General features: G+C 56.0%; 26 protein-coding genes. 10 read left to right on the top strand and 16 right to left on the bottom strand.

Going from position 1 to position 22,882, the window contains the following annotated elements:
* The first annotated feature begins 83 nt into the window (after positions 1–83).
* Entirely contained in the window at positions 84–1,574 is a 1,491-nt protein-coding gene (locus KEHDKFFH_RS15475) for a M17 family metallopeptidase (protein WP_104322743.1), read from the top strand.
* A gap of 102 nt (positions 1,575–1,676) precedes the next feature.
* Here KEHDKFFH_RS15475 and KEHDKFFH_RS15470 read toward each other — a convergent pair whose 3' ends face one another.
* Positions 1,677–3,062, bottom strand: a complete 1,386-nt coding sequence (locus KEHDKFFH_RS15470) for an FAD-binding oxidoreductase (RefSeq protein WP_104322742.1) — start codon at positions 3,060–3,062, stop codon at positions 1,677–1,679.
* A 232-nt stretch (positions 3,063–3,294) separates the two neighbouring features.
* Between KEHDKFFH_RS15470 and KEHDKFFH_RS15465 the strand changes: the two genes are divergently transcribed.
* The gene (locus tag KEHDKFFH_RS15465; RefSeq protein ID WP_158253205.1) at positions 3,295–4,590 is read left to right on the top strand and encodes a flavin-containing monooxygenase; all 1,296 of its coding nucleotides are present in this window, start codon (positions 3,295–3,297) and stop codon (positions 4,588–4,590) included.
* Positions 4,591–4,637: 47 nt separating this feature from the next.
* Here KEHDKFFH_RS15465 and KEHDKFFH_RS20255 read toward each other — a convergent pair whose 3' ends face one another.
* On the bottom strand, positions 4,638–4,796 hold the full coding sequence (locus KEHDKFFH_RS20255; RefSeq protein ID WP_162841249.1) for a hypothetical protein: 159 nt from the start codon (positions 4,794–4,796) through the stop codon (positions 4,638–4,640).
* A 166-nt stretch (positions 4,797–4,962) separates the two neighbouring features.
* Here KEHDKFFH_RS20255 and KEHDKFFH_RS15460 point away from each other — a divergent pair, with 166 nt between their 5' ends.
* Positions 4,963–5,166, top strand: a complete 204-nt coding sequence (locus KEHDKFFH_RS15460) for a hypothetical protein (protein WP_104322740.1) — start codon at positions 4,963–4,965, stop codon at positions 5,164–5,166.
* Positions 5,167–5,182: 16 nt separating this feature from the next.
* Here the strand turns inward: KEHDKFFH_RS15460 and KEHDKFFH_RS15455 are convergent, their stop codons facing one another.
* Positions 5,183–5,560 (bottom strand): nuclear transport factor 2 family protein, encoded by a 378-nt coding sequence (locus KEHDKFFH_RS15455; protein WP_104322739.1) that lies wholly within the window; start codon positions 5,558–5,560, stop codon positions 5,183–5,185.
* Between the two features lie 159 nt (positions 5,561–5,719).
* On the opposite strand from KEHDKFFH_RS15455, the gene KEHDKFFH_RS15450 reads away from it, so the two are divergent.
* The gene (locus tag KEHDKFFH_RS15450; protein WP_104322738.1) at positions 5,720–6,004 is read left to right on the top strand and encodes a DUF3175 domain-containing protein; all 285 of its coding nucleotides are present in this window, start codon (positions 5,720–5,722) and stop codon (positions 6,002–6,004) included.
* On the opposite strand, the gene KEHDKFFH_RS15445 is transcribed toward KEHDKFFH_RS15450, so the two are convergent.
* The 3 genes from KEHDKFFH_RS15445 to KEHDKFFH_RS15435 form a co-directional block, all read right to left on the bottom strand.
* Positions 6,001–6,303, bottom strand: coding sequence for a hypothetical protein (locus tag KEHDKFFH_RS15445; RefSeq protein WP_104322737.1), 303 nt, complete (start codon positions 6,301–6,303; stop codon positions 6,001–6,003). The two genes, KEHDKFFH_RS15450 and KEHDKFFH_RS15445, sit on opposite strands and share 4 nt — an antisense overlap.
* 48 nt (positions 6,304–6,351) lie before the next feature.
* Complete coding sequence (locus KEHDKFFH_RS15440) at positions 6,352–6,816, bottom strand: AtaL-like protein (protein ID WP_104322736.1); 465 nt, start codon at positions 6,814–6,816, stop codon at positions 6,352–6,354.
* Positions 6,817–6,946: 130 nt separating this feature from the next.
* Entirely contained in the window at positions 6,947–8,251 is a 1,305-nt protein-coding gene (locus tag KEHDKFFH_RS15435; RefSeq protein ID WP_158253204.1) for a ferredoxin reductase family protein, read from the bottom strand.
* Between the two features lie 95 nt (positions 8,252–8,346).
* Between KEHDKFFH_RS15435 and KEHDKFFH_RS15430 the strand changes: the two genes are divergently transcribed.
* Entirely contained in the window at positions 8,347–8,940 is a 594-nt protein-coding gene (locus KEHDKFFH_RS15430) for an NUDIX hydrolase (protein WP_104322734.1), read from the top strand.
* On the opposite strand, the gene KEHDKFFH_RS15425 is transcribed toward KEHDKFFH_RS15430, so the two are convergent.
* From KEHDKFFH_RS15425 to KEHDKFFH_RS15400, 6 genes are all read right to left on the bottom strand, one after another.
* The gene (locus tag KEHDKFFH_RS15425) at positions 8,923–9,408 is read right to left on the bottom strand and encodes a hypothetical protein (protein ID WP_104322733.1); all 486 of its coding nucleotides are present in this window, start codon (positions 9,406–9,408) and stop codon (positions 8,923–8,925) included. The genes KEHDKFFH_RS15430 and KEHDKFFH_RS15425 overlap by 18 nt on opposite strands.
* Positions 9,409–9,416: 8 nt before the next feature.
* Complete coding sequence (locus KEHDKFFH_RS15420) at positions 9,417–9,797, bottom strand: DUF6152 family protein (protein ID WP_104322732.1); 381 nt, start codon at positions 9,795–9,797, stop codon at positions 9,417–9,419.
* 177 nt (positions 9,798–9,974) lie between these two features.
* Positions 9,975–10,964 (bottom strand): aldo/keto reductase, encoded by a 990-nt coding sequence (locus KEHDKFFH_RS15415; protein WP_104322731.1) that lies wholly within the window; start codon positions 10,962–10,964, stop codon positions 9,975–9,977.
* Between the two features lie 271 nt (positions 10,965–11,235).
* On the bottom strand, positions 11,236–12,762 hold the full coding sequence (locus KEHDKFFH_RS15410) for a M28 family metallopeptidase (protein ID WP_104322730.1): 1,527 nt from the start codon (positions 12,760–12,762) through the stop codon (positions 11,236–11,238).
* Positions 12,763–12,922: 160 nt separating this feature from the next.
* Entirely contained in the window at positions 12,923–13,405 is a 483-nt protein-coding gene (locus KEHDKFFH_RS15405; RefSeq protein ID WP_104322729.1) for an FKBP-type peptidyl-prolyl cis-trans isomerase, read from the bottom strand.
* A gap of 73 nt (positions 13,406–13,478) precedes the next feature.
* Positions 13,479–14,261, bottom strand: a complete 783-nt coding sequence (locus tag KEHDKFFH_RS15400) for a helix-turn-helix domain-containing protein (RefSeq protein ID WP_104322728.1) — start codon at positions 14,259–14,261, stop codon at positions 13,479–13,481.
* A 150-nt stretch (positions 14,262–14,411) separates the two neighbouring features.
* On the opposite strand from KEHDKFFH_RS15400, the gene KEHDKFFH_RS15395 reads away from it, so the two are divergent.
* Positions 14,412–14,819: a hypothetical protein gene (locus KEHDKFFH_RS15395; protein ID WP_104322727.1), complete on the top strand. Its 408-nt coding sequence runs from the start codon at positions 14,412–14,414 to the stop codon at positions 14,817–14,819.
* Between the two features lie 116 nt (positions 14,820–14,935).
* Here KEHDKFFH_RS15395 and radD read toward each other — a convergent pair whose 3' ends face one another.
* Positions 14,936–16,699: a DNA repair helicase RadD gene (radD, locus tag KEHDKFFH_RS15390; protein ID WP_104322726.1), complete on the bottom strand. Its 1,764-nt coding sequence runs from the start codon at positions 16,697–16,699 to the stop codon at positions 14,936–14,938.
* 185 nt (positions 16,700–16,884) lie between these two features.
* Here radD and KEHDKFFH_RS15385 point away from each other — a divergent pair, with 185 nt between their 5' ends.
* The 3 genes from KEHDKFFH_RS15385 to KEHDKFFH_RS15375 all read left to right on the top strand — a co-directional run bounded on the left by KEHDKFFH_RS15385 (position 16,885) and on the right by KEHDKFFH_RS15375 (position 21,105).
* A complete protein-coding gene (locus KEHDKFFH_RS15385) occupies positions 16,885–19,545 on the top strand; it encodes a cation-translocating P-type ATPase (RefSeq protein WP_104322725.1) in 2,661 nt (886 codons plus the stop codon).
* A gap of 103 nt (positions 19,546–19,648) precedes the next feature.
* Positions 19,649–20,659 (top strand): low-specificity L-threonine aldolase, encoded by a 1,011-nt coding sequence (gene ltaE / locus KEHDKFFH_RS15380; protein WP_104322815.1) that lies wholly within the window; start codon positions 19,649–19,651, stop codon positions 20,657–20,659.
* A 239-nt stretch (positions 20,660–20,898) separates the two neighbouring features.
* Entirely contained in the window at positions 20,899–21,105 is a 207-nt protein-coding gene (locus tag KEHDKFFH_RS15375; RefSeq protein WP_104322724.1) for a cold-shock protein, read from the top strand.
* Positions 21,106–21,178: 73 nt separating this feature from the next.
* Here KEHDKFFH_RS15375 and KEHDKFFH_RS15370 read toward each other — a convergent pair whose 3' ends face one another.
* On the bottom strand, positions 21,179–21,595 hold the full coding sequence (locus tag KEHDKFFH_RS15370; protein ID WP_104322723.1) for a helix-turn-helix domain-containing protein: 417 nt from the start codon (positions 21,593–21,595) through the stop codon (positions 21,179–21,181).
* Between the two features lie 5 nt (positions 21,596–21,600).
* Positions 21,601–21,912 (bottom strand): type II toxin-antitoxin system HigB family toxin, encoded by a 312-nt coding sequence (locus KEHDKFFH_RS15365; RefSeq protein ID WP_104322814.1) that lies wholly within the window; start codon positions 21,910–21,912, stop codon positions 21,601–21,603.
* A gap of 181 nt (positions 21,913–22,093) precedes the next feature.
* Here KEHDKFFH_RS15365 and KEHDKFFH_RS15360 point away from each other — a divergent pair, with 181 nt between their 5' ends.
* Positions 22,094–22,537, top strand: coding sequence for a YHS domain-containing (seleno)protein (locus tag KEHDKFFH_RS15360; RefSeq protein ID WP_104322722.1), 444 nt, complete (start codon positions 22,094–22,096; stop codon positions 22,535–22,537).
* A gap of 78 nt (positions 22,538–22,615) precedes the next feature.
* Here KEHDKFFH_RS15360 and KEHDKFFH_RS20320 read toward each other — a convergent pair.
* Positions 22,616–22,882, bottom strand: a 267-nt coding sequence (locus KEHDKFFH_RS20320) for a hypothetical protein (RefSeq protein ID WP_206748229.1), incomplete at its 5' end; no start/stop codon positions are given.

Below are 22,882 nucleotides of genomic sequence, written 5' to 3'. Positions count from 1 at the left end.
TACTGACTAATCTAGACCCTTATAGACCAGGAGACTAGCTATACTCCGCCCAAGTGTTCGAAAACTTCGCAAGGAATATTCCTATGACGCCTGAACTGCCAGAGTTACAAGAGATACTGATACGAAGCGAGGAAGGCGCCCCCGCGTCCTGGGATTTCGAACCAACAGCGGGCATTGTCATTCTGCTTCCCACCGGGGATCGCGGCGCTATCGCATCCACACCCTGGGGTGATTTTCTCACTCGAACGCTCTCAAGGTATCCGGAAACCGAAAACCCGGTGCATTTCTCCACACCTGGTGGTGGTCGTGCCGCGGCGGTCTCCGTCTCCGAGGCTACAACACCTTTTAAAGCCCTGACACTCGCCCGCAAAGTGATTGGCCCGTTACTGGCCGAGCACCCGTCGGAACTGACCGTCATTTCTTTCTTGAATGATGATCTTTCTGCTGGAGCTATGGGCGAGGCACTGCTGGCGGCTGTACATGCAGGCCTGTTCCAGCTGCCTCGCATTTCGGGCACGCCTCAGAAGCCGAAAACGCTTGAGACCATCCACTTTTACGGCTCCGGCTTTAAACATGCCGACTTCAAACACGTTGAAGCAACGGCTGAAGGCAACAACCTGGCCCGGTGGCTTACCCATTTACCAGGCAACTATCTGACCCCAGGCATTTATCGGGATTTGGCCGAGTCACTGGCAAAAAAGGAAGACTGGGAGGCCCATTTTTACGATCGGGACGAACTGGAACAGCTTGGCGCCGGGGCATTCCTCTCCGTAGTCGAAGCAAGCCCTGTGAGGGACGCAGGCATACTGCACCTGAAATATCGCCCCAATGGCGCTGGCGACAAGCCATTTGCCCTGGTAGGCAAAGGCATCTGTTTCGACACTGGCGGCAGTAACCTGAAGGTCGGCGGCAGCATGCTCGGCATGCACGGCGATATGCAGGGCAGCGCGGTTGCGCTTGGCGCATTTCTGGCCATAACCCGCCTCAAGCTGTCTCAACCGGTAGATTGCTGGCTCGCGCTTGCTGAAAACCACATCGGGTCCCGGGCCGTGAAATGCAACGATGTCATCACTGCCCTCGATGGCACCACCATTGAACTGATAAACACCGATGCTGAGGGAAGAATGGTGCTTTCCGATACGCTGGCACTGGTATCCCGCAGTAAACCTCGGGCAATCATTGACTATGCAACCCTCACGGGTGCGGTCGTAGCCGCTCTGGGGCAACGGATGGCCGGCGCCATAACCAATCGCCGTGACTGGGTAGAGCCCATAATCCAGGCCGGAGAAGGCTGCGGAGAGCGAGTCTGGCCGTTTCCGTATGAAGACGATTATGACGAAGACCTGGAGTCAAAAGTTGCCGACACCCTGCAATGCCGGACCGCAGGCCCTGGCGATCATATATACGCAGCGCGCCTGCTCGGGCGTTTCGTGGAAAAAGACATCGGTTGGATACACGTCGATATGGCGTCCTCCGGAACCCATAAAGGCGGTTTGGCCCACATACCCACAGACCTGCAGGGTTTTGGGGTGCGCTTCGGTGTGGCGTGGTTCGAAAAGCTGATTAAAGAGTAATAACCTCAAATCAATGATAGATGCAACGTGAGGCGGCCTGAATCTGCACACGGTGGATTCAGGACTCTCCCGATAACAGCACCCCTCGCCACTTAAGGACTTCTAGCCCGGCCGAATGTTCTGATTCACCCGGAACAGATTCTCGGGGTCATATTTCTGTTTGACCTCCACTAATCGCTTGTAGGCGTCGCCGTAGGCAAACTCGACCCGCTCCGTCTCGTCGTGCGAAAGAAAATTGATATATGCGCCACCACTGGCATAGGGCTTGGCAGCCTCAAAGAACGCGCGCGCCCACTGGCGGCAATGCTCGTCTTCCCCGGGTGTTTCCCAGCGTCCATGAACATTCATCACGTAATTTGCGTCCCGACTGGAATAGGCCATGGCGTCATGCGCCACCCGCCCGGTCTGGCCGCCGATCGAGGCAATAAAAATCTCGCAGTGGGGCGACGGCAGCTTCTCCCCGAACTCCAACGCAACTCGAACCACATCGTCGGTCAGCTTCACAAAGTTGTGGGACTTCCAGTAATTCCGGGCTCCGTCCGCCAGCAGCGGGTCAAACGCCTGCTGCCAGTTGGCGTAGGGCTGAACACCAACATGCTCGCCGTGCGCATCACCGAACGAACGTAAGGGTGCGATCAGCTTCTCGCCCACTTCCGGGTTCCCCGCATAGCAAATCGCCAGGGCAACAATCGGCTCACCATGAACCGACTCAGGCAGGAAAGGCAACGGAGGCGCATGCCGAATCACCAGCCACACATTGAGCTCGTCGGGCATGGTTTCAGTGAAACGTGCAAACTGCGTCAACACCGACTGGGCCTGATCGAAGGGGAATACCATCAAGCCGCTCAACAGCTCTGGCCCCACCGGATGTAGCTGGAACTCGAACCGGGTGACAACACCGAAGTTACCTCCGCCACCCCGAGTGCCCCAGAACAGGTCCGGATTCTCTGTAGCGCTGGCGCGAGTCTGGCGGCCATTGGCGGTCACCATATCGGCAGAGATCAGGTTATCAACGGTCATGCCATGTTTCCGGCTGAGCCAACCAAAGCCGCCGCCCAGGGTCAGGCCTGCCACGCCTGTGGTGGAATTGATCCCCAGCGGCGTGGCCAGCCCATGCATTTGTGCAGCCGCGTCAAAGTCCGCCAGTGTGCAACCAGGCCCAACGAAGGCTCGCCGGTTTTCAACATCCACCTCTATGTCCTTCATTTGCGACAGATCGATCATCAAACCGTCGTCGCACACGGCGTTGCCCGCGATGTTGTGGCCACCGCCCTTGATCGAGACCAGCATCGACTGATCCCGCCCGAAGTTAACCGCGGCCACCACATCCTCTGCTGAATGGCATTGGGCAATCAGCGCCGGTTTCCGATCAATCATTGCATTCCAGATCTGGCGGGCCTCGTGATAACCCGCATCTGTCGGTTCGAACACAGGGCCACCAAACTGCCCCCTGAAGGTATCTATCGTTCCTTGCTGCAACTGAGTCATAGCCATCTCCTTGCCCCTTGGGGCTCCACTCTCCATCCTGCGCCCTTTCGGTGGGAACACCAGCGGGTTATTAGACTGTTTGAGGACTATGGCGGAACTGTTAGCCGCTTTTGGTCAGGGGAGTGGGGAACATTGGCACTGGGCACCGGGAGGGTGTAGTTTAAAAATTGAACGCAATGCGTCGATCACCCCTACCCTCTTCGGGATGCCACCGCATTTGCAGGAGCACCCCATGAACACCAATGAAGGCCTTGATCTGGTTATCGTCGGCGGGGGCATCGGCGGCATCATCTGCTTGAAATACGCCAAAGACGCCGGACTGAATGTGATTCTTCTGGAGCGCGGTGACCGCATTGGTGGCTTATGGCGAGACCTCCCTTACTGGCAGGACATTCAGTTCCGCAAAGAAGACTGGACACTTGGCAGCCTGCCCCTTGCCGGGGAGGACCAGCGCAACATACTGAGCAACATTGAAGCCTGGGTGGAGCACTTCGGGCTTTCTCCGTATATCCACTTGAATGCGACCGTCACAAGCGCACGGCCGAACGAGAGTGGCTGGCAAATAACCACCAACACCAAGACGCACCAAGCAAAATGGCTCATCGCCGCGACCGGAGGGCACAATCGCCCTAAGGTCCCACCCGTTGAACGAGTTGATTCTTCAATCACCGAATATCACTCTTCCGCCTTGCGCGATCCTGAGGAATTGCGAGGCAAACGGGTGACCGTGGTGGGAGGTGGCGCGTCGGCTTACGATCTGCTGGATCTCTGCTTTGCTCACGGTGCCGGCAGTGTTGCGTGGATTTATCGCTCCACCAAGTGGATGCGGCCAACGCGGCGAATCAAACACCTTGGAATCGACATGCGCACCCTGGCCAGGTACCAGATGCTCTGCCTGCCAGCGGGTCTAATACATCGATTGACTAACAAAGATCTTCGGGCGAGGTATGCGAAAGCGGGTATCAACGAAATAATGCCAGAGGGCGATTTCGACATCCGGCGCGACCAGCTTATCCCTGGCCGGCCAGGGATGCTCATTAACTTTGCCGGCATTGAGCGCCATCGGGGAGAAGTGCGCTCGCTCTGCGGCAACACCATTGAGCTGGCAAACAGTGAAAAGCTGGAAACGGATCTGCTGCTCTGGGGTACCGGGTATGGCGTTGATCTCGGATTTCTTGGCCTGGAGGCCGTAAACGGGGCGAAAAACCTCGACGAGATCGGTAGTCGCTGCTATTCCCGCTTCCTGTCTTCTGACGCCCCCAATCTCTTCCTGCTGGCACCAGGCGTACTCGACACCAATACCTCAACGCCCTGGGCGTACGCTCATGTGGCCAAATCCATCATGACCCACATCAGGGGAAGACCGGTGTTTGTGAAGCCTCCATGCAAAGCTTTCACGAACCACTTCGATCTCATCAAACTGCTGGCGCCAAAGGATCGCGAGAACTACACATTCGGCATCTGGTACCTGAAGTACCTCTGGCTCGCACTCTGGCACCCATGGAAAAGACCGATGCCTATTCCTTGAAGGGCAATGCTGACCTCGGAGTCGGGGCGTGGATCCGCAGCTACCTGTTACTTTTTCAGGTTAATCTGCTTCGATCCCTGATAGGCAACTTGTCCACTTTTACCCTTCCCCACGTACTCAACAGACCCGCCTGATTTCAAAAAGGCAGCGGTCTGCTCTTCGATCGTTGCGGAGGTTAACGTCACTTTTTCGGGCTTCTTGCTCATAATAAAATCCAGGTTAACGTTGGCTTCATTACCAACATCGGCCTTTCATCATACCCTAAATGGCGAAAAATTGTTCGTTTCCTAAAGACCAAGTGTAGCCCGCACCCTGATTCCGCTTGTGCTGGTATCATTCAATGCGAACAAACTTACCGGAGGACTTCACTGCATGGAGACCGCTGACATCTTCCTGGCACTGCTGTTCGGCTGCATCGGCTTCGGGTATTTCATGTACGGACGGCGCAGGAAAAACATCGTCACCCGATATTGCGGCATTGCCATGATTCTTTATCCATATCTGGCCAGCAGCGCCTGGGAGATGCTGGCCGTAGGTGTGGGACTGATGGTTGTGCCTCGGTTTATCGAGCTCTGATGGCGTTGAACTGATCTCACTCCGAAGCGGGCAGACTCCCGCCCAGCATGTTTTCGATAACCGCTGCGTTGTAGAAAGTTTCAACGCCCTGGATTTTTTCCTCTCCCACACGAAACCAGATTGCCAGGCGCACATCTCCGATTGGCTCGAAGTAGGTCCGGTAATCCAGGATCGCAAACACGTGCTCACCCTCGGCACTCAGTTGTCGTAGAACAAGGTCTTTCTGAATGGCAAACATACCGAACTGATAGGCCAACATGTCGTCCCGGCTGAGGAAACGCATATTCGGACCCACGTATTCGAAGCCCTCGTCGGCAAGCAGGTCCTTGGCTTCATCCAGCCGCTGGGCGCGGATGTTTTCGATGAACTGAGCCACAATTTCCTTTGGCTGCATGAACACACTCCAGAATCAGGCGCTGACAATGTTGATTGCTCCCACTACCATAAACAGTAGCCTATTCGGCCCCGGCAGCAACAAAGCCTCTAACTAGCCTTGAGCAGAGGGCTGAAGGCTTTTAGAAAACCGCACTCGGGCAACTGGCGGAGGTGGAGCATGGCTAAGGCCGAAAACTGGTCGCAGAAAGTAACTGAATCCAGCGATGCCTTGAAGCTTGAGCATGGCGTATTCTCCCTAAAAGATCCCAGGGAAATCGCCCTGTCACTTAAAAAGTCTGCTGAAGAGAGCGCCCGGCGCAAATCGGACCCTTACCGGTCCGCGATGTCTATGCTGACGTTCTACATCAATCGTGCGGGCAAACAACTGCCAGCAGAACAAAAAGACCGGCTGGAGGCCGCCAAGGATGAGCTACGAGCCCTGTTCGGCAAGCACCACCGCTAGGAAACCCGTGAATACGCAGCCCTAACCCTCTCCATGGCAATCCGTGCATCATCCGGCTCAAGGCCCTGCTTTGCCAACTGCGGCATCACCATTCGACCGATACTCTTGCAGCGGGATCGGGGGATGTTGTGCTTCTCGAAAACGTTGGCAATGAACTGCGGTTCGGCGTTCGGATTCGATTTAAGCAACTTACCAATTTCCCTGGCACAGGCCTGTTCTTTCGGATCAATGTTCTTTTTGGCTCGCCAGATCAAAAATCCAACGACAACAACGAACATGCCGACGATCAGAAATTTCATGGACTTCTCACTTCCTATCTGGGTGATGAAAACCGGATGGACTAGACCTCAGAACACACCCGTCTCTGCCAACTGCCGGATGATCTGAATGGTTTCCACGTCTGTGGCCACATAGGCCTCGTGGAGATACTGATCATAGGGCATCGAATCACCGCGATTCTCGATGCTCGCCGTGTGATATCGGAACCGAACGAAAAGCGATTCGGGTTCCGGCTCCTCAATATCCATGACAAGCGTTGCAGCCGGAACGTTTTGAGTTGGCTGGGTTCGATATTCGATCCTTGCCTCATGCCAAAACGTGACTTCGTCAATCACCTGTAGCCCCGGGAGCTGCAGGCAACGCTTCATATAGGCCGGCTCCTGTTCGAGAATCTCGTAATCATCAACGCCTACCAGGAATTTGTCCGGGCGCCGGGCTCTGAGCACCAGGCCTTCCCACACCTGGAATCGGGTCAGCATCGGTATCTCTGGCTTGGTCACGTCGTTTATCTGAACGATGTGTTCAAAAGTCACTTGGCCTCCTCAAGACTCCATCGACATGAATTAGCGCAATACGAAAACGAGAAGCGTCACGCCTATCGTGATGTTCACAACCCAGATGGTCAAAGAAACCTGCTGTCGCTGGCTCAAGCGTCTGATTGGATTAGTCATACTGGAACCGCTCCGACAGGATGCGATGACCGGGTGTGCCCCGCTTGACCAGTTGATCTTCAACGACATCCATCATGATCGCCGGACCACACATCACGAAAACCCATTCGCGGAACTCTTCCTCCGAAAAAACCCGATCTATCAGCCCGCCATCGATAAAGCCCGTCTCTCCTCGCCAGGTTTCTGGTGGTTCTGAGAGCACATAGACGACATCTTCTTCATCCAATTCATCACGATAGGCAATCTGGTCGATCACCCGATTTCCGTAGATCAATTTTACCTTTCGCGGATCGTCGGTCAGACGCATTTGTCGGAGTATGCCCAGCAACGGAGAGAGGCCGACACCACCTGCAATGAGAGCGACTCCCGGTTCCGTGCGCCCATCCACCGAAAGATTGCCATAGGGCCCGTCGAGATAGGCCGCGGTGCCAGCTTTAATCTGACCAATGGTTCGCGTGAAGTCACCGAGCTCTTTGATCATGAAGGATAGCTTTGGCCCGGTCGCAGGCGCTGAGGAAATGGAGAACGGGTTTTCTTTCATCGAGAAGGGAGTGTGCCCCACATTCAGCCACACAAATTGCCCGGCTTTGTAATCCAGGCCCCGATGCCCCTCTGGCTCAACGATCAGTTCCCATTGCCTTGGGGTCAGATGGCTCACGGAGGCAACGCGCCAGGGGTGGGCCCTCTGCCTGAGTGGAACCAACAGGTAAACCATGAGCAGTGATCCGACCGCCACTCCCGTCATTGCCAGCCAAAACCAGGTCATCACAGGTTCTGATCCGTAACGCCCTCCATAGGCCGTGTGGTGCAACAGAAGCAGTGCAATCAATAGCGCGCCGACTCCATGCATAAGCCGCCACGTCTCGTATTTATAGTCGAGTTGGGTACGCCCTATGGCCAATAGAACAAGGGTTGGAAGAAGCAGAAAGGCGCCAATGCCGGATAACAGCGCAGACACATCCGTTGAAAGCGTCAATTGACGGGTAGGATCCCATGGGCGAGGACCACCTGAGGGCGTCCCCTGATAGAGAAAGGGATGGACAAGCGCAAAGACCAGCGCGGTGCGGGCCATGATCTGGTGAAACCGCATGGTCACATCCATGCCCACGCCATTTGAAATGACCTTAAAACGGCCGGACAGAATGAATTCCATGAGGATCATCGAAAAGGCGAGAATGCCAAGTCCGGATGCAAGTTCCTGGTGCCATTCGCGCGGAGGCCCTCCAACCAAGGCTGACAAGACCAATGGCAAGGTGACGGCGCCAAGGTAAATAATGATCAATAAAAGCGGTTTCATTTCCAGAACCCATGGCAACACGTTCGCAACGCACACAACCTGCGCGTACAGGATGTGTTTAACTATAGTCATCAATCAGCAGAGGACAGTTTTTCGTGCGGCCTAAGTCCTGGGTAAGCCATTTGCGCCCTCACAAAATACCGTTTCGGCGCCGATTCACCAGGGCGTCCGTCGCGCTAATCATCAGAACAACGGAAAGTGGCGGAAAGGAGTTGCTCTTTATTCAGCGGGCCCGACGGGAGGGTGATCCATGGTCCGGCGACATGGCCTTCCCCGGCGGCCGTCTGCAACCCGAAGATAGGTCTGCCCGAGCTGCTGCCGCGCGGGAAACACTGGAAGAAACCGGCATTGACCTTGCCCGCCACGGTCGCTATCTGGCCCGGCTATCCGACCTGATAACCCGCCATCACAGCCGTTGGCGTCCGATGGTTGTCACCCCTTATGTATTTGAATGGCAGGGGCCCAAGGCCGTTTTGCTCAACCATGAAGTCGAGCGGGTGGTCTGGGTCCCTCTGGACTTCCTCGCCGCCGGCGAGAATCAGAGCCAGCTTCCGTGGCCTACGCCCATCGGCACCCTGAACATGCCCTGTTGCCGCTATCAAGGTGCCTGTATCTGGGGGCTGAGCTACAGCATGTTGCAGGAGTTGCTGGCGACGGGCGTCAACGCAAGGTCAGAAATACCCCAGTAACCTGCCGAGAATCAGAACACTGATCCAGACTACCAGAGACAACACCGCCCCTGCCCTAAAGGCTGGAGGCATAGGAGCCTCCATCGGAAGGCTACGGATATCCTGGCGTTTCAACATTCGCGCCAGAATCGACGCGTTGGAAACACCCAGGACGACGAGCGCAATTTTCGCCTGGAACAGCGAAGATCTGGCGTAATCTGCGGCCGCGGTGGCAAACAAAAGCGCACCGCATACAACCGCCAGCGCCAAACCAATCGCCGCCGTTATGCGCAGCACATCGACAAACACCATCACGGGATACTTGCGCCAGAGCCCAAGCAAGCGCAGATCGAGCGGCACAATGCCACCAACCAACAGAGCAACGCCGAGAATATGCCCGGCATTGACCAGCGGGTACATGTAAGTCGAGTTGCGCAGGGCTGAGACAAAGGCCAGATTTTCGACGGAAACCAGGGCTTGCTCAATCATCCCCGGGATCAGGACTTACGGCCGGGATACAAATCATAGTCCTGTCCGTCGATCACAACCCGCTCAGCCTTGACCAGCCGCTCGCCTTCTCGGGCGGAGCGATGACCATGCACGGTGATTTCCCGGCCCTGGCTCAACATTTCCCTGGTGAGCCCAACACGGTCGTTACGCCAGGGCTGACCAACTTCCACAACCCAATTCTCGCCATCCGCACGTATCGTGACTTCACCATGGGGATTACCCAGGCGCACAGACTGGATCACTCCGGTGATTTCAAATTCCTCGTCGGTCGCCCACGCCCAACCGTGATGGGCCTGCGCAGCAGAGGCGGCGAGAAAAGCAGCAAGAACAGCGAAACAAACGAGATAGGTAAAACGAAGCTGAGGCATATCCAATCCTCTTATTGCGATTTATCGGGGCAATGACTCACGCACAATTCAATGTCCAGGAAAATGTACGAAATGGCCATTACACCAGACCAGGACAGATACGCCACAGATGCAGGTTCCCGGGCTCCCAGCAGTCAACACATCGACTGCTGCAAAGAACCCGGGCCAGGCAGAGGATTACCGAGTCGGCGGCGCCATGAACTCGGGCCCAACGGGATCAGTTATGCACCGATCCAGAATTCCATCGATTTCGGCCATCGCATCCTTGTCGAGAGACCAGCCTTCGATCTCGCCCACCGGATCCAGCTGGTCAGGCCGTCTGGCGCCCCAGAGCGCGGTTGTGACGCCTGGCTGGTCCACCAGCCAGCGAAGGGCCAGCGCCAGCACATTTTTCTGATAGCGCTCTTTGGCAAAGGCATCGAGTTCGGCCACCGCGTTCAGGTATTGGCGATAGCGATCACCCTGGAACTTCGGATCGTTCTTGCGAAGATCATCACCGGTGAACTGGGTGTCTTCTTGCATTTTGCCGGTCAGCAAACCGCGGCAGAGCCCGCCGTAAGTGATGGTGGCAATATCGTTTTCCCGGCAATGGGGAAGGATTTCCTGCTCGATATCCCGCTCAAACAGATTATACGGAGGCTGCAAACCGTGCAGGGGCACGCTTTTCTGCAGCTCATCCATCTGGGACGGCGTAAAGTTACTGACGCCAATGGCGCGAATTTTCCCCGCTTGGTACAGCTTTTCCAGCGCCCGCGCAGTTTCCTCCATTGGCGTCTTCGGATCGGGCCAATGGACCTGATAAATATCGATCCGGTCGGTCTGAAGGCGTTTCAGCGAATCTTCGACCTCCCGCTCGATGCGTGAGGCAGTAGAATCCCGCCAGACCTTGTCGTGATCATCGTTCCAGTTCAGAGCGACTTTGGTGGCCAGGGCAACCTGATCTCGCCGGCCATCGGCGAGGGCCTTGCCCACTATTTCCTCGGAGCGCCCAAAGCCGTAAACCGGTGCCGTATCGATCAGACCGATACCTTTATCAATAGCTCGGTGGATAGTCTCGATGGACTGGGCTTCGTCCGTTCCGCCCCACATCCAGCCGCCAATGGCCCAGGTGCCGAGCCCGACGGGTGTTACCTGAATGTCGGTGTTTCCGAATCTTCGCGTCTCCATGCTTCCTCCCGTTGTCGTGAAAATCATCTGGAGAAAATGTGGCACTGTGAATGCTTAGTGCCATAGACATGCGTGGGAGAGCTCATGAATTCAACCCGATAGCGCAAAATCTGTCCCGATTGCCCACACGAGTCCCGAACAATCGGGACAGATTTTCGGATATCCACTACAAGTGTAATGTAACGCCGTTTTCGTTCGCCTGCTCCAGGCAGACGGTGATAAATGTGCAGAGCGATCTTCCATGATCGCCCGCCATCCAACAACGACTGAGTTATTTCACCGCGCGAGATCCTCGATATTCCATATCGCCCTTGTTCTTACCAAGCCCTTTTCCTTTATCAGTTCCGTTGACCGCGGAGGTAGTCATAGCAAAGGTCATTACAGAATGCGCAACGGCATCAGACATCTCATCAAGCGCCTGCAGGCTGATATTATCGAAGGTGTCACAGGCGAGGTGGTAGCAGGGGTCATATTGATCACCAGCAGTACCGCCGTATAGAGCCGCTTCATCCGGTGTCTTTATCCCCTCTGCCCCAGTAAAAAGACCGCCGGCAGGAATGCCTATTTCAATGAAAGGTCCGTAATCGGAGCGTCCATCGAATGCAGTGGGCTCAACCGGCAGAGAGTTCGCCGCAAAATAGTCCAGAAAAACGCTTTCAATCACTTTTGAACCGTTAGGTCCTGCAAGGGGAGTAGCAGAGCCATCACCGTCATAGACAAAGCGGACAAAATTCGGCGAGCCGATCATGTCGAAGTTCAGGTTCAGCGCGATGTCTTTGATTTCACGAGGAGTTAATTGATCAACGTAGTGCTGTGCTCCCAGCAAGCCGGCCTCTTCCGCCCCCCACCACGCAAAGCGAACCTTGTTTCTGGGACTGATTTGCTGGTTAGCCATCTGGATAGCAACCTCCAGAGTGGCGGCTGAACCGCTGCCATTGTCCTGGATACCCGGACCTTCAGAGACCGAGTCAAGGTGCGCACCGACCACCACAACCCGGTCATCCCGCCCTTGGGGAGAATTCGCAATTACGTTAGATGTCGAACGAATTTCAGAGCTGGCATCTACAACGAGCTTCACTTCAACTCCGCCTGCCGAAAGCTCAACACCAACTTCGAAGGCAGCCCCGACCACTGGAACGGAGAAGCCCGGCTCACCAAGCGTACCCAGAAAATTCTCGGTACGCCCTGGCTGGCCTTCATTGAAGATAATCACGCCAATGGCCCCGGCGTCTGCTGCATTCTGCGCCTTCTGGGCAAATGAACATGATCCCCTTTGAACCACCGCAATGTTGCCGGATGTAAAACCGGAGAAATCCGTTGCCTCACAACCACTGGTCGAGGTGTTTACTTCCGTTCCAGGCGGCAAGGCCAAATCCACTCCTTCTGCGACGGCCGACACATCGCCACTACCAGAATAAGTCATGGTGGCAAAGCCATTGGTACCAAAGTACTCATAGGCGATGGCGTCGGGGGATGTCTGCTCCAGAATGGCGGGCGCATTTTCCTCGAAAAAAGGGTAGTCGAACTCCTGAATCGTTACGTCATACCCTGCTGAAGTCATCCGATCGACGACATAATCCACCGAGGCCTGATAGCCGGGCGATGACGCCTCCCTGGTTCCTCCATTCTCATCGGCCGCTTGCTGAAAGGCTGCCTGGTGACTGCGAACACCATCGAGGGTAACCGCCTCTCGAAGGGTGTAGGTATCGACGCTTTTAGCTGCGAAGACAGGTAGGCCGGTCGTTGCTGCGACCACTGCAATGGCAAGAGGTGTACGATTAAACCTGACGTTTAACATGGCATAGCTCCTTGCTGCTTTATTTTTATCTTTCCCTGGGCACCACTCGCGTCTTGCCGCAGAATCAGCTGCGACCCATAAAGCCTATCAGGTATCTTTCATTCCGCCAGTTTCGGCCAGCCGGGGCAGAAAGGTAATTCATGCCTGGCCCCTCAAATGCTCAGTGATGGTGCCCACCGGGGCCATGGGCGTGACCATGGGCCAGCTCTTCCGAGGTGGCGGCGCGCACGTCAATCACCTCAATATCAAAGGTCAGTGTTCTGCCGGCCATCGGATGATTGGTGTCGACATCGGCAAACTTGTGGCCCACCTTGGCAACAACCACATGGCGCGGCCCCTGCTCCGTCTGAACCTGCGCGACCATGCCCGCCTTCCAGCGCTTGGCACCCATCAAATGCTTGATCGGCACCCGCTGGATAGCATCGGGCTTCCGGGGCCCATAGGCTTTATCGGGAGTGACGGTAACGCTGAATGTATCGCCGGCATCGCGACCTTCCAGGGCTTCTTCCAGGCCCTTGATGATGCCGCCATGGCCATGCAGATAGGCGTTCGGCTCGCCACCATGGGAGTTTTCAACAACGTTGTCCTGTTCATCGCGCACGCTGTAGTGGAACAAAACCACCTGATTCTTTTCGATTGGCATAAGGCTCTCTTCTACGTTTAAAGATACGCCATTGTAACCGGCAGCGGCTGTGACTTCAGAGCGGAAATTGGCTTCATCCCTTCCAATACGCCTTGCTGGCCTCATCCATCGGAAAGAAATGCTCAATCCGCAAATTCTGAGCAGTCACATCCAGCGGCGTGCCGATAGTTGCGATGGTGGAGAAGATCCTGAGCTGTTGATCCCCCAGATTCAGCGTGAAAGGAATCGCCGGGTAGTCCAGGTGTTCCACCACGTGGCTTTTCCAGTTCTGGGGAACGCCGGGCACCGTCAGGGCCTGCTCCAGCAACCGGTTGGGCTGATCCCGGAAGGGACCGGCAAGATGCTCATGGTAGACCCGCTGCAGCATGTGACAGGCAATGTTCTCCCAATCAACCACGAAGGGTTTCATGCCGCGCTCATCCAACAGCGACAGCAAGAAGTTCGGCCGGGCCGGAAAATGGGCCCCCAGCTCGATCATCCTCGCCATCATCGCCTGCATGGCCTGGTTGGCCATCACCAGATAATACTCGTGGTCGAACACCACCGACGGGTAAGGCAGGTGTCCCTGCAACAGGTGTCCAAGCGCCTCCCTGATCATGGCCATGCCAGGCGCGTTCAGATCCTGGTCGGAATAGACCTGGCTGTATCCCGCCGCCGACAAGAGCCGATTGGTGCCGGCCAGGTCTGCCTGCAGCATCTGCGCTAAATGCAGAACCATGCCTTTGCTGGGCTTGCTTCGACCGGTTTCCAGAAAGCTGATGTGTTTGGGCGATACCTCACACGCGAGGGCAAAATCCATCTGACTCAGACGCTTGCCCTGCCGCATTTCTCTGAACAGAGTACCAAAAGCGCTCATTGGGTTTCCCGTAAATTCCGAGTGTTCAGTCATTATCGTAGCTGAGGGTAGGCGGAACCATTACCTCACAGGTAATTGAGACTATCACCGCCCGGGTAGAAGCTTTGCAGTGTAGTTCAACACACTGCGAAACCCGATTGAGGTGATCCCATGAAAAACCTGATCCGTCGATTCAGCGTGAAGCAAATCCTTCTGAGCGATGTCTTCGTCTCCGCACCCCTGGCGTTGGCTCTCATTCTGGCCGCTGAGCCGATTGCCCAGTGGGCCGGTGGCCCCGGTGCAACTTTCTACCTGGTGGTCGGCATCGTGATGCTGCTGTGGTGCGTGGATATGGCTGCCATGGCCATCAATGAACGGTGGCAGGAGAAGTACCTGAACGTGATGATTGCTGCCGATGTTGCCTGGAGCCTGCTGGCCGCCGCCCTGATGGTGTGGTTCGCAGAGAGCTTGCAGCCTCTGGGCTGGGTGCTGTTCGCCCTGAACGTTATGGTTCCACTGGACATGGCGTGGATGAAGCGGATTGCTGGCAGTAAGCCTCAGCAGCCAGCGTTCGGGTGATGGCTCATCACTCCGGACGCTACCCATATTGGGTAGATTTTTACCCAATATGGGTTTTCACGAGATCACAGGCGTTACTGGCGCAACCTCTTGGCGAGTTCCAAGAAGTCCTACACTTAATACGCCTTACGAAAATTCCCCCGATAATCAAAAACCCGCTCCTGCACCTGCCAATAATGCTTCTGCTTGCGGGCAATCACGAAATCCGGCGCCGGCAGCAAGGCCTCCAATTCAACCACCTCACCCGCTGACCTGAACACTTTCGGGGCCTGGCTATTGGCAAAACGACGCCCGAACAGTTTGTTAAAAACATTGCCCTGGCCCGGTTTGCTGAAATCAAACGACTCGCTGAGTTCTTCACCATCCTCTCCGTGATAAGTGATCCTCAGTTTGCTGCCATCAGCAACCAGCGATATCCCGGCGCAGCGGATGACCATGGCATCCTTGAGTTTCAGGGCATCCCGGAGCTGGTCATCCGGATCGATAATGGCTTTCTGGCACTGATGGCAGTTGCGGGCTGCGATATCATTCTCGGCTCCGCAGTGCGGGCACTCCTTGAAACGGAAACGATAATCGCACTGTTGCGGGCGCCCGTTCTGCCCGGGAGGACCATCCCCTTCCAAAGGCTCCAGCAGCCCCTGACACCGTCGGCCGTAGTGCTCCATCACTCGGCCGTCACTGTCGGTTTTGCCCCAGAAGATATTGGCAAACCCGCAGCCCGGGCAGAACACCTGCACCGGCTCGCTGTCGGGATTCGGTTTTGGCTCCCCCACTTCCGGATGATGCAGATTCACATGGTTGCCGGCGTAATCGATCACCAGGCAATCCTGCTTGCCCTCGTCCAGACGAAGACCACGCCCCACAATCTGCTGATACAGGCTCACCGACTGGGTGGGCCGAAGAATGGCGATGAAGTCCACATGGGGCGCATCAAAGCCCGTGGTGAGCACGGACACGTTCACCAGATACTTCAACTGCCGCTGCTTGAAGCGCTGAATCAACAAGTCCCGATCCTTCAGATCGGTCGCGCCGGTTATCAGGGCGGTCTGGTGATCCGGCAGATATCCGGTGATCTCCCTCGCATGGTCTACCGTCGCCGCAAAGATCATCACCCCCTGACGTTCGGCAGCCAGCTCCATCACCTGCTCAGTGATGGCTCGAGTTACCCGCTTGTGTTTGCCCAGTAGCTCGTTCACGTCCTTCTCGGCGTATTCGCCAAAGCGGTCCTGAGGCAGCGCCGAGAAATCGTATTGCGCCACCGCCGCGTTCACCAGCTCCGGCCGGGTGAGATACCCCCGGTTGATCATGTAACTCAGCGGCAGCTCGTAAATGCAGTGCTGAAAGGGCTTGTCATCCCCACCCCGGACAAAGCCCCGGTAGTGATAGCGATAGATCCAGCCCATGGCCAAACGGTAGGGGGTGGCAGTTAGCCCGAGCACCTTGAGGGCGTCGTTCTGCTGCCGCAGCAGCTCAATGATCCGCTGATACTGACTGGTTTCCTCACCGCTCACCCGATGGCACTCATCAATGATAACCAGCGAGTATTCATCCCGGAACTGGTCCAGATTCGCCGACACCGACTGCACATTGGCAAAGGTTACCTGGTGGCGGCTTTCCTTCCGCTTCAGCCCGGCGGAGAAAATTCCGCCGGTTAACCCGTAACTCTGGTACTTGGCGTGATTCTGCTCCACCAGCTCCTTTACGTGGGTCAGCACCAGGATTTTCCGCTTGGCAAGGCGCGCCAACTCGGCAATCACCAGACTTTTGCCAGCACCGGTTGGCAGCACGATAACAGCGGACTCATCGGACTTTCTGAAATGATTCAGCGTGGCATCAACCGCTTCCTGCTGGTATGGCCGGAGTTTGAAAGGAGCATTCATTCTGGAGGGCTTGGTCGTTCTCAGGATGACAATACTCCCATACTAACAAATAACGGCGCCATTACCTGCTGGCGCAGAAAGCGAGATCGGCGCTCGCGTAAACGCCTCGCCTTACCCTCCAGCACAAGGGCGCCTATACTTCCCGTACCCGGCATTTCCTAACCTCCGTGGCCCCATATAAAACCATGAACAGCGCAGCCCCAGAGCGACCCATCACGCCCGATCCCGCTGACAACGGGCTTTCCCGCCAGGAAGCCAGTGCCCGGCTGGAGCAATTCGGTTACAACCGGCTGCCCGCCCCTCCGGTGCCGGGTGTCGTGGAGCTTTTTGCACGGCAATTCCTCAGCCCTTTTATCTACATCCTGCTGATCGCCTCCGCGGTTTCATTTGCACTCGGCCAGACCCCAAGCGGGGTTTTCATCCTGATCGTGCTGCTGATCAATGCAGTTATCGGCACGGTCCAGGAGTTTTCGGCCCAGAAGGCAGCCGCCGCGTTGAAGCAAATGATGAAAGGCACAGCGCATGCTCTTCGAGACGGCCAGATTGTCACCATAGACGTCGAAGAGATCGTTCCCGGCGATATTGTTCTGCTGTCCTCCGGCGACAAGGTGCCGGCTGATATTCAGTTACTCAGCGCCAGCAGCCTGGCGGTGGATGAGTCCATGCTGACGGGGGAATCCCTGGCGGTTGCCAAGAATGCCGGTACCGCCAGCGACGACAGCACACCGCTCACGGAGCGCGCTGACCAGTGCTTTGCGGGCAGCATCATCACCCATGGGCGCGCACGAGGCCGAGTAATAGCCACCGCTTCCGATACCCAGCTTGGCAAAATCGCCCAGGGAGTCACCGGCAAAACATCTGCCGAGCCGCCTCTGATGATCCGGATCCGCAAGTTCACCTATCAGGTCGCCTTCGGCATTTTGGCGGCTATTGCCGCCCTGGCAGGCCTCATGATGCTGGATGGCGGTTATTCCATCGAGGACATGATTCTCATGACCATCGGCCTCGCGGTTTCGGTGATTCCCGAAGGCCTGCCTGCCGCACTGACCGTTGCCCTCGCCATCGGCATGTCCCGCATGGCAAAACGCAATGTGATCATTCGCAAGCTTGTCGCCGTGGAGGCCCTCGGTTCCTGCACCCTCATCTGCTCTGACAAGACCGGCACTCTGACCGTCAACGAACTCACCATTCGCAGGGTGATGCTGCCAGATGGCCGCCAGTTCGAGGTCACCGGCGAGGGCGTGGCCCCGGGAGGGGAGATTACAGGCCACGCCGGCGCCCAGGTGGATGCGACAGGCCAGGAGACACTCAGGGAACTCTGTGTCGCGGGCGTACTCGCCAATGAAAGCCACCTGGACTACAGCGGCGGCGAGTGGGTTTCCCAGGGCGATATCGTGGACATCGCCTTTCTGGTGATGGCCAAGAAGCTGGGCATGTCCATCACCGACCTGAGAACCCGGCAGGAACAGGTCGCCCTGATCCCCTATGAGTCGGAAAAGGCCTACAGCGGGGTGGTCAACCGGATTGGCGATCAAACCGTCATCTATGCCAAAGGCAGCCCTGAAAAAATGCTGGCCATGTGCAACCGGATGGCCAGCAAGGACGGCTCCATAGCAATCGACAAGTCGGCTCTCGAAAGCCAGTTCACCGAGCTCGCGTCCCGGGGCTATCGGATTATCGCCCTGGCAAAGAAAACCACGTCACCGGGCGATCATGAGATGGCCGATATGATCTTTCTCGGTATGGTCGCCATGATCGACCCGCTGCGCCATGAAGCTTTTGAGGCCATCGAAAAGTGCCGCACCGGCGGCATTGAGGTGGCCATGGTCACGGGAGACCACCCTGCTACCGCAAAGTCGATCGCCGTGGAACTGGGCCTGTGTGACGCAGACGCAACGGTTGTTACGGGCCCCATGCTCGATGAAGCCAGCGCCAGGGGCCAGGTGGCCGCCGACCAGCTCATTCGTCAGGCCCGGGTATTCGCCCGCATAGAACCCACCAAAAAAGCCCAGATCGTGGACAGCTTCATGCGTGACGGGCATTTTGTCGCGGTCACCGGGGATGGCGTCAACGATGCGCCGGCCATGCGCCAGGCTCATGCCGGAATCGCCATGGGAAAACGCGGTACCGATGTGGCCAAGGAAACCGCCGACCTGATCGTCACCGACGATAACTTTTCCTCCATCGTCGCCGGCATCGAGCAAGGGCGAGTGGTTTACAACAATATCCGCAAGGTTATCGGGCTGCTGGTTGCCACGGGTTTCTCGGCGATCCTGCTTTTCTTCCTTTGCGTGCTGGCCGGCCTGCCAATGCCCATGATCGCCGTACAGCTCTTGTGGCTTAACCTGGTTGCCAACGGTTTCCAGGACGTGGCCCTGGCCTTCGAGCCGAAGGAAGGCGGCGAATTGTCCGTAAAGCCGCGCTCACCCCACGAGCCCGTGTTCGATAAACACATTATTGAACATGTTCTGGTGGTGGGCTCATGGATGGGCCTTGTCGCATTCCTCAATTTCCAGTGGACGCTCGATCAGGGCCAAAGCATTGAGGATGCCCGCAACCTGACGCTTATGCTGATGGTGCTTTTCGGCAACATCCACGCGCTGAACAGCCGCTCGGAGTTCCGCTCGCTGTTTCGTATCCCCCTGCTCCGCAATCCCTTCCTGATGCTGGCTGTTCCCCTTGCGCAACTGGCGCATATTGGTGCCATGTATGTTCCGGGGCTCTCCGATGTCCTGCAGATTCAGCCGATATCACTGGAGCAATGGCTGCAGTTGCTCGCACTCGCCATGAGCCTTCTGGTTGTCGAGGAACTGCATAAGATACTGATCAGGAGGCGGCGTCAGTGAATCTGCCCCGATATCCCGATAAGCTGGAACCAGATTTTCTTCAGGGCGATGAAAGATGATTGATTCCAAAGCAGCCATCGATGCAGGAGAGCACAAGTTACACATGATCGACTTCCGCAGCGACACAGTGACCCGCCCCACCCCTGAAATGCGCGAAGCCATGGCCTGCGCCGAGGTGGGAGACGACGTGTACGGCGACGACCCTACCGTTAACAGTCTGCAGGCCTACGCTGCCGAACGGCTGGGCTTCGAATCGGCACTGTTTACCGCCACTGGCACCCAGGCCAACCTGCTGGCGATCATGAGCCACTGTGGCCGGGGCGATGAATACCTCTGTGGCCAGTCGGCACATAACTATCGTTACGAAGGTGGTGGCGCCGCTGTGCTTGGCAGCGTTCAACCGCAACCCATCGAGAACGAGCCGGACGGCAGTATCAACCTTGAGAAAGCCAAAGCCGCCATCAAGCCCGACGATTTCCATTTCGCCCCTACCCGCCTGCTCTCCCTGGAAAACACCATCGGGGGCAAAGTGTTGTCACTGGACTACCAGCGCCAGGCCCGGGCTTTTTGCGGCGAACACGGCCTGCTACTGCACCTGGACGGCGCCCGGGTGTTCAATGCCGCAGTGAAATCCAACTGCGACGTAACCGACATCACCAGGCACTACGATTCGGTCAGTGTTTGCCTCTCGAAAGGGTTAGGCGCGCCGGTCGGTTCTTTGCTGCTGGGTTCCAAAGCCTTTATCGAGCGGGCGACACGGCTGCGTAAAATGGTAGGTGGCGGCATGCGCCAGGCCGGCATACTGGCCGCTGCCGGGCAAATCGCGCTGGAAAAAGGGCCGCAGCGCCTGATTGAAGATCACGAGAACGCCGAGTACCTGAGCGCCGGCCTGGCCGACATCCCGCAGCTGGAGATAAACCCCGCCAGCACCCAGACCAACATCGTCTACGCCCGGTGCAAATCCGGCAGAGCCGCGAAACTGCGGGACTACCTGGCGGACCAGGGCATCCTGATTACAGCGGGAGCCCCCATTCGCTTCGTGACGCATCTGGATGTAAACCGCCAGGATGTCGACCGGTTGCTGGATGCAATCCGGCGGTTCTATCAGGACTGAGAGGGCCCCGGTTTTCTCAATATTTAAAAACTTTGCTATGCAGGGCCATTTAATTAGCGTACTGTTCTTCTCGTTGGAAAGATTTAGCAAAGCATTTCACGAATAAGACCTCTTGTGTTGCCACACCTTTTGTCCTGTTTTTGATCCTGCACGTTTTTTTGTTTCCCGCATATCGCTGATTAAAGATCACAACGATCCTTTGACGGCACCTTATTTGATTAATTTCAGGATAATTATTTATGTCTACAGTTACCGGCAACGTTAAGTTCTTCAACGAAGCAAAAGGTTTTGGTTTTATCACTCGTGAAGGCGGCGCAGACGTCTTTGTTCATTACAGCAATATTCAGGGTGGCGGTTTCAAAACTCTGGCCGAAGGCCAGGAAGTTGAGTTCACCGTGACCCAGGGCCAGAAAGGCCCGCAGGCAGAGAACGTTATTGGCCTGTAAATAACAGCCAATACGTCATGAAGAAAGGCAGCCTCGCGCTGCCTTTTTTTATGTGTTTCTCGGGGCTCGTACTTCAGAAAAACAGTAACGGAGACACCCCAAACCGTTTGCCAAGGGCTTCCATATGTTTGCGGGTCAGCTTCTTCCCCTCGGCACCGTTGAGAATCTTGCTCACGTTACCCTTCGAACCTAACTCCGGCAAATCAGCCACCCCAAGACCGTGTTGAGCCATCAGGGTTTTCAGTGCCGCAATCCCTCTGTCGGTTTCGGCAACGGCAGCATTAAAGTCGAAAAACTCCGAAGCCTGATCCTCCCAGCGCTCAATACTGCCTGAAAGAATCTCAATGAGCAGCCTGTTGGCTTCGTAGTCGTCCACCAACTGATCCATCAACTCCAAGGCTCGCTCATAGTCATCCTGGGTCTCGATATGAGCTACAAAAGGCACTCGAGCCAGCGCTTCTCTGATTTCAACGAAAGCAGGCGATACCATAAGCCTCACTCCTTATTGCGGCGATATTTGTCGGTCAGTCGGTCGTATTCGGCGTGGCTACAAATGTGTTTTACGTACATGCGGTTATCACGAAATTCAATGAAGGCAATCATCCGCAAGTTGTTTCCGCCAATGTCGATCACCCACCATATGTCCCGGTATTTAAAGTTGTCCAGCGACGGGAATACCTGACGTAACTGTTCCGGACTCTCAAACCTTCCATTTCGCAATGTCGTATAGGTATTCACCAGCGCCTCCCGATCATTGGGAAACTGCCTGGCTGCATCGTTAAAAGGCTTCCTCGAAATTATGTGCACAGAACTTCCCTGTTTCCTTTTTTGAAACTTGAGCATGCGATTTCAAAAAAGGAAACCCTGTGCATCAAGGAGCGAGCCCTACCGGTTTCAATGCCTTGCCTTGGTCACCACATCCGGATTTACCGGTGGCGCTTGAAACAAATCCACCTCGTTCGTGTCTATAAACGGAGGAGAACCCAACATGAAAAGACCACTGTTATTCATCACCTTCGCCCTATTCTTCACTGCCGGCGCCTGGGCTTCCGAGCCTGCCGTGTACACGGGTCTGCTAAGCAATACCGGAGCCGGCGGCTACGACACAGTCAGTTATTTTGAGACCGGAAAACCAACCAAAGGCTCGCGCGACTACACTGCAGACTATCAGGGCGTGACCTGGCGATTTGCGAACGCAGAAAACCAGGCACGTTTTGAAGCCAGCCCTGAACGCTTTGTACCCGCCTATGGCGGCTACTGCGCCTGGGCCGTCGCCCAGGGCTATCTTGCGAAGGGAGACCCACAACACTGGGCCATTCGGGACGGCCGTCTGTATTTGAACTATAACCAGTCTGTTCAGGACCGATGGCTGAAGGACACTGAGAGTTTCATTCGGCAAGCCAACGCAAACTGGCCGAAAGTTCTGGAATGACGAGAAAAGCCCAGACCGGAGTTTTTTATGAACTACGAACACGCAGTTGTAGAAGTAAAAGGAGGCGTTGCCGTACTGCTATGCAACGGGTGCGGCATCGCAATCGCAGAGGGCACCAAACACGAGGACCGTGAGCATTACTGCACCATGTGCATGAGCGGCAATTGCAAAGCAAAATTCAAAAAGGGAGATTAAAAAAATACTCCGAAGTCCTCCGGGAAAGAGGCTGTAAACCAAATTGTGTAACTGCCCACGACTGAGTAATCTTTTCAAAAGGATACCATCGTGGGTACGCAATTGGACCAAGAAAAACTTAAAGCTATGGCCGCCGAGCTGGCCAAGGAC

The organism is Marinobacter maroccanus (assembly GCF_002933275.1).
GTDB classification, from domain to species: Bacteria; Pseudomonadota; Gammaproteobacteria; order Pseudomonadales; family Oleiphilaceae; genus Marinobacter; species Marinobacter maroccanus.
The sequence above is the reverse complement of the archived record's forward strand: the minus strand, read 5'-3'. Positions and strand labels throughout refer to the sequence as shown.

What these genes read in the sequence shown, in the direction of transcription:
- KEHDKFFH_RS15475 (WP_104322743.1), top strand. Translation starts at nt 84, where the DNA reads ATGACGCCTGAACTGCCAGAGTTACAAGAGATACTGATACGAAGCGAG.
- KEHDKFFH_RS15470 (WP_104322742.1), bottom strand. Translation starts at nt 3,062, where the DNA reads ATGACTCAGTTGCAGCAAGGAACGATAGATACCTTCAGGGGGCAGTTT.
- KEHDKFFH_RS15465 (WP_158253205.1), top strand. Translation starts at nt 3,295, where the DNA reads ATGAACACCAATGAAGGCCTTGATCTGGTTATCGTCGGCGGGGGCATC.
- KEHDKFFH_RS20255 (WP_162841249.1), bottom strand. Translation starts at nt 4,796, where the DNA reads ATGAGCAAGAAGCCCGAAAAAGTGACGTTAACCTCCGCAACGATCGAA.
- KEHDKFFH_RS15460 (WP_104322740.1), top strand. Translation starts at nt 4,963, where the DNA reads ATGGAGACCGCTGACATCTTCCTGGCACTGCTGTTCGGCTGCATCGGC.
- KEHDKFFH_RS15455 (WP_104322739.1), bottom strand. Translation starts at nt 5,560, where the DNA reads ATGCAGCCAAAGGAAATTGTGGCTCAGTTCATCGAAAACATCCGCGCC.
- KEHDKFFH_RS15450 (WP_104322738.1), top strand. Translation starts at nt 5,720, where the DNA reads ATGGCTAAGGCCGAAAACTGGTCGCAGAAAGTAACTGAATCCAGCGAT.
- KEHDKFFH_RS15445 (WP_104322737.1), bottom strand. Translation starts at nt 6,303, where the DNA reads ATGAAATTTCTGATCGTCGGCATGTTCGTTGTTGTCGTTGGATTTTTG.
- KEHDKFFH_RS15435 (WP_158253204.1), bottom strand. Translation starts at nt 8,251, where the DNA reads ATGAAACCGCTTTTATTGATCATTATTTACCTTGGCGCCGTCACCTTG.
- KEHDKFFH_RS15425 (WP_104322733.1), bottom strand. Translation starts at nt 9,408, where the DNA reads ATGATTGAGCAAGCCCTGGTTTCCGTCGAAAATCTGGCCTTTGTCTCA.
- KEHDKFFH_RS15420 (WP_104322732.1), bottom strand. Translation starts at nt 9,797, where the DNA reads ATGCCTCAGCTTCGTTTTACCTATCTCGTTTGTTTCGCTGTTCTTGCT.
- KEHDKFFH_RS15415 (WP_104322731.1), bottom strand. Translation starts at nt 10,964, where the DNA reads ATGGAGACGCGAAGATTCGGAAACACCGACATTCAGGTAACACCCGTC.
- KEHDKFFH_RS15410 (WP_104322730.1), bottom strand. Translation starts at nt 12,762, where the DNA reads ATGTTAAACGTCAGGTTTAATCGTACACCTCTTGCCATTGCAGTGGTC.
- KEHDKFFH_RS15405 (WP_104322729.1), bottom strand. Translation starts at nt 13,405, where the DNA reads ATGCCAATCGAAAAGAATCAGGTGGTTTTGTTCCACTACAGCGTGCGC.
- KEHDKFFH_RS15400 (WP_104322728.1), bottom strand. Translation starts at nt 14,261, where the DNA reads ATGAGCGCTTTTGGTACTCTGTTCAGAGAAATGCGGCAGGGCAAGCGT.
- KEHDKFFH_RS15395 (WP_104322727.1), top strand. Translation starts at nt 14,412, where the DNA reads ATGAAAAACCTGATCCGTCGATTCAGCGTGAAGCAAATCCTTCTGAGC.
- radD (WP_104322726.1), bottom strand. Translation starts at nt 16,699, where the DNA reads ATGAATGCTCCTTTCAAACTCCGGCCATACCAGCAGGAAGCGGTTGAT.
- KEHDKFFH_RS15385 (WP_104322725.1), top strand. Translation starts at nt 16,885, where the DNA reads ATGAACAGCGCAGCCCCAGAGCGACCCATCACGCCCGATCCCGCTGAC.
- ltaE (WP_104322815.1), top strand. Translation starts at nt 19,649, where the DNA reads ATGATCGACTTCCGCAGCGACACAGTGACCCGCCCCACCCCTGAAATG.
- KEHDKFFH_RS15375 (WP_104322724.1), top strand. Translation starts at nt 20,899, where the DNA reads ATGTCTACAGTTACCGGCAACGTTAAGTTCTTCAACGAAGCAAAAGGT.
- KEHDKFFH_RS15370 (WP_104322723.1), bottom strand. Translation starts at nt 21,595, where the DNA reads ATGGTATCGCCTGCTTTCGTTGAAATCAGAGAAGCGCTGGCTCGAGTG.
- KEHDKFFH_RS15360 (WP_104322722.1), top strand. Translation starts at nt 22,094, where the DNA reads ATGAAAAGACCACTGTTATTCATCACCTTCGCCCTATTCTTCACTGCC.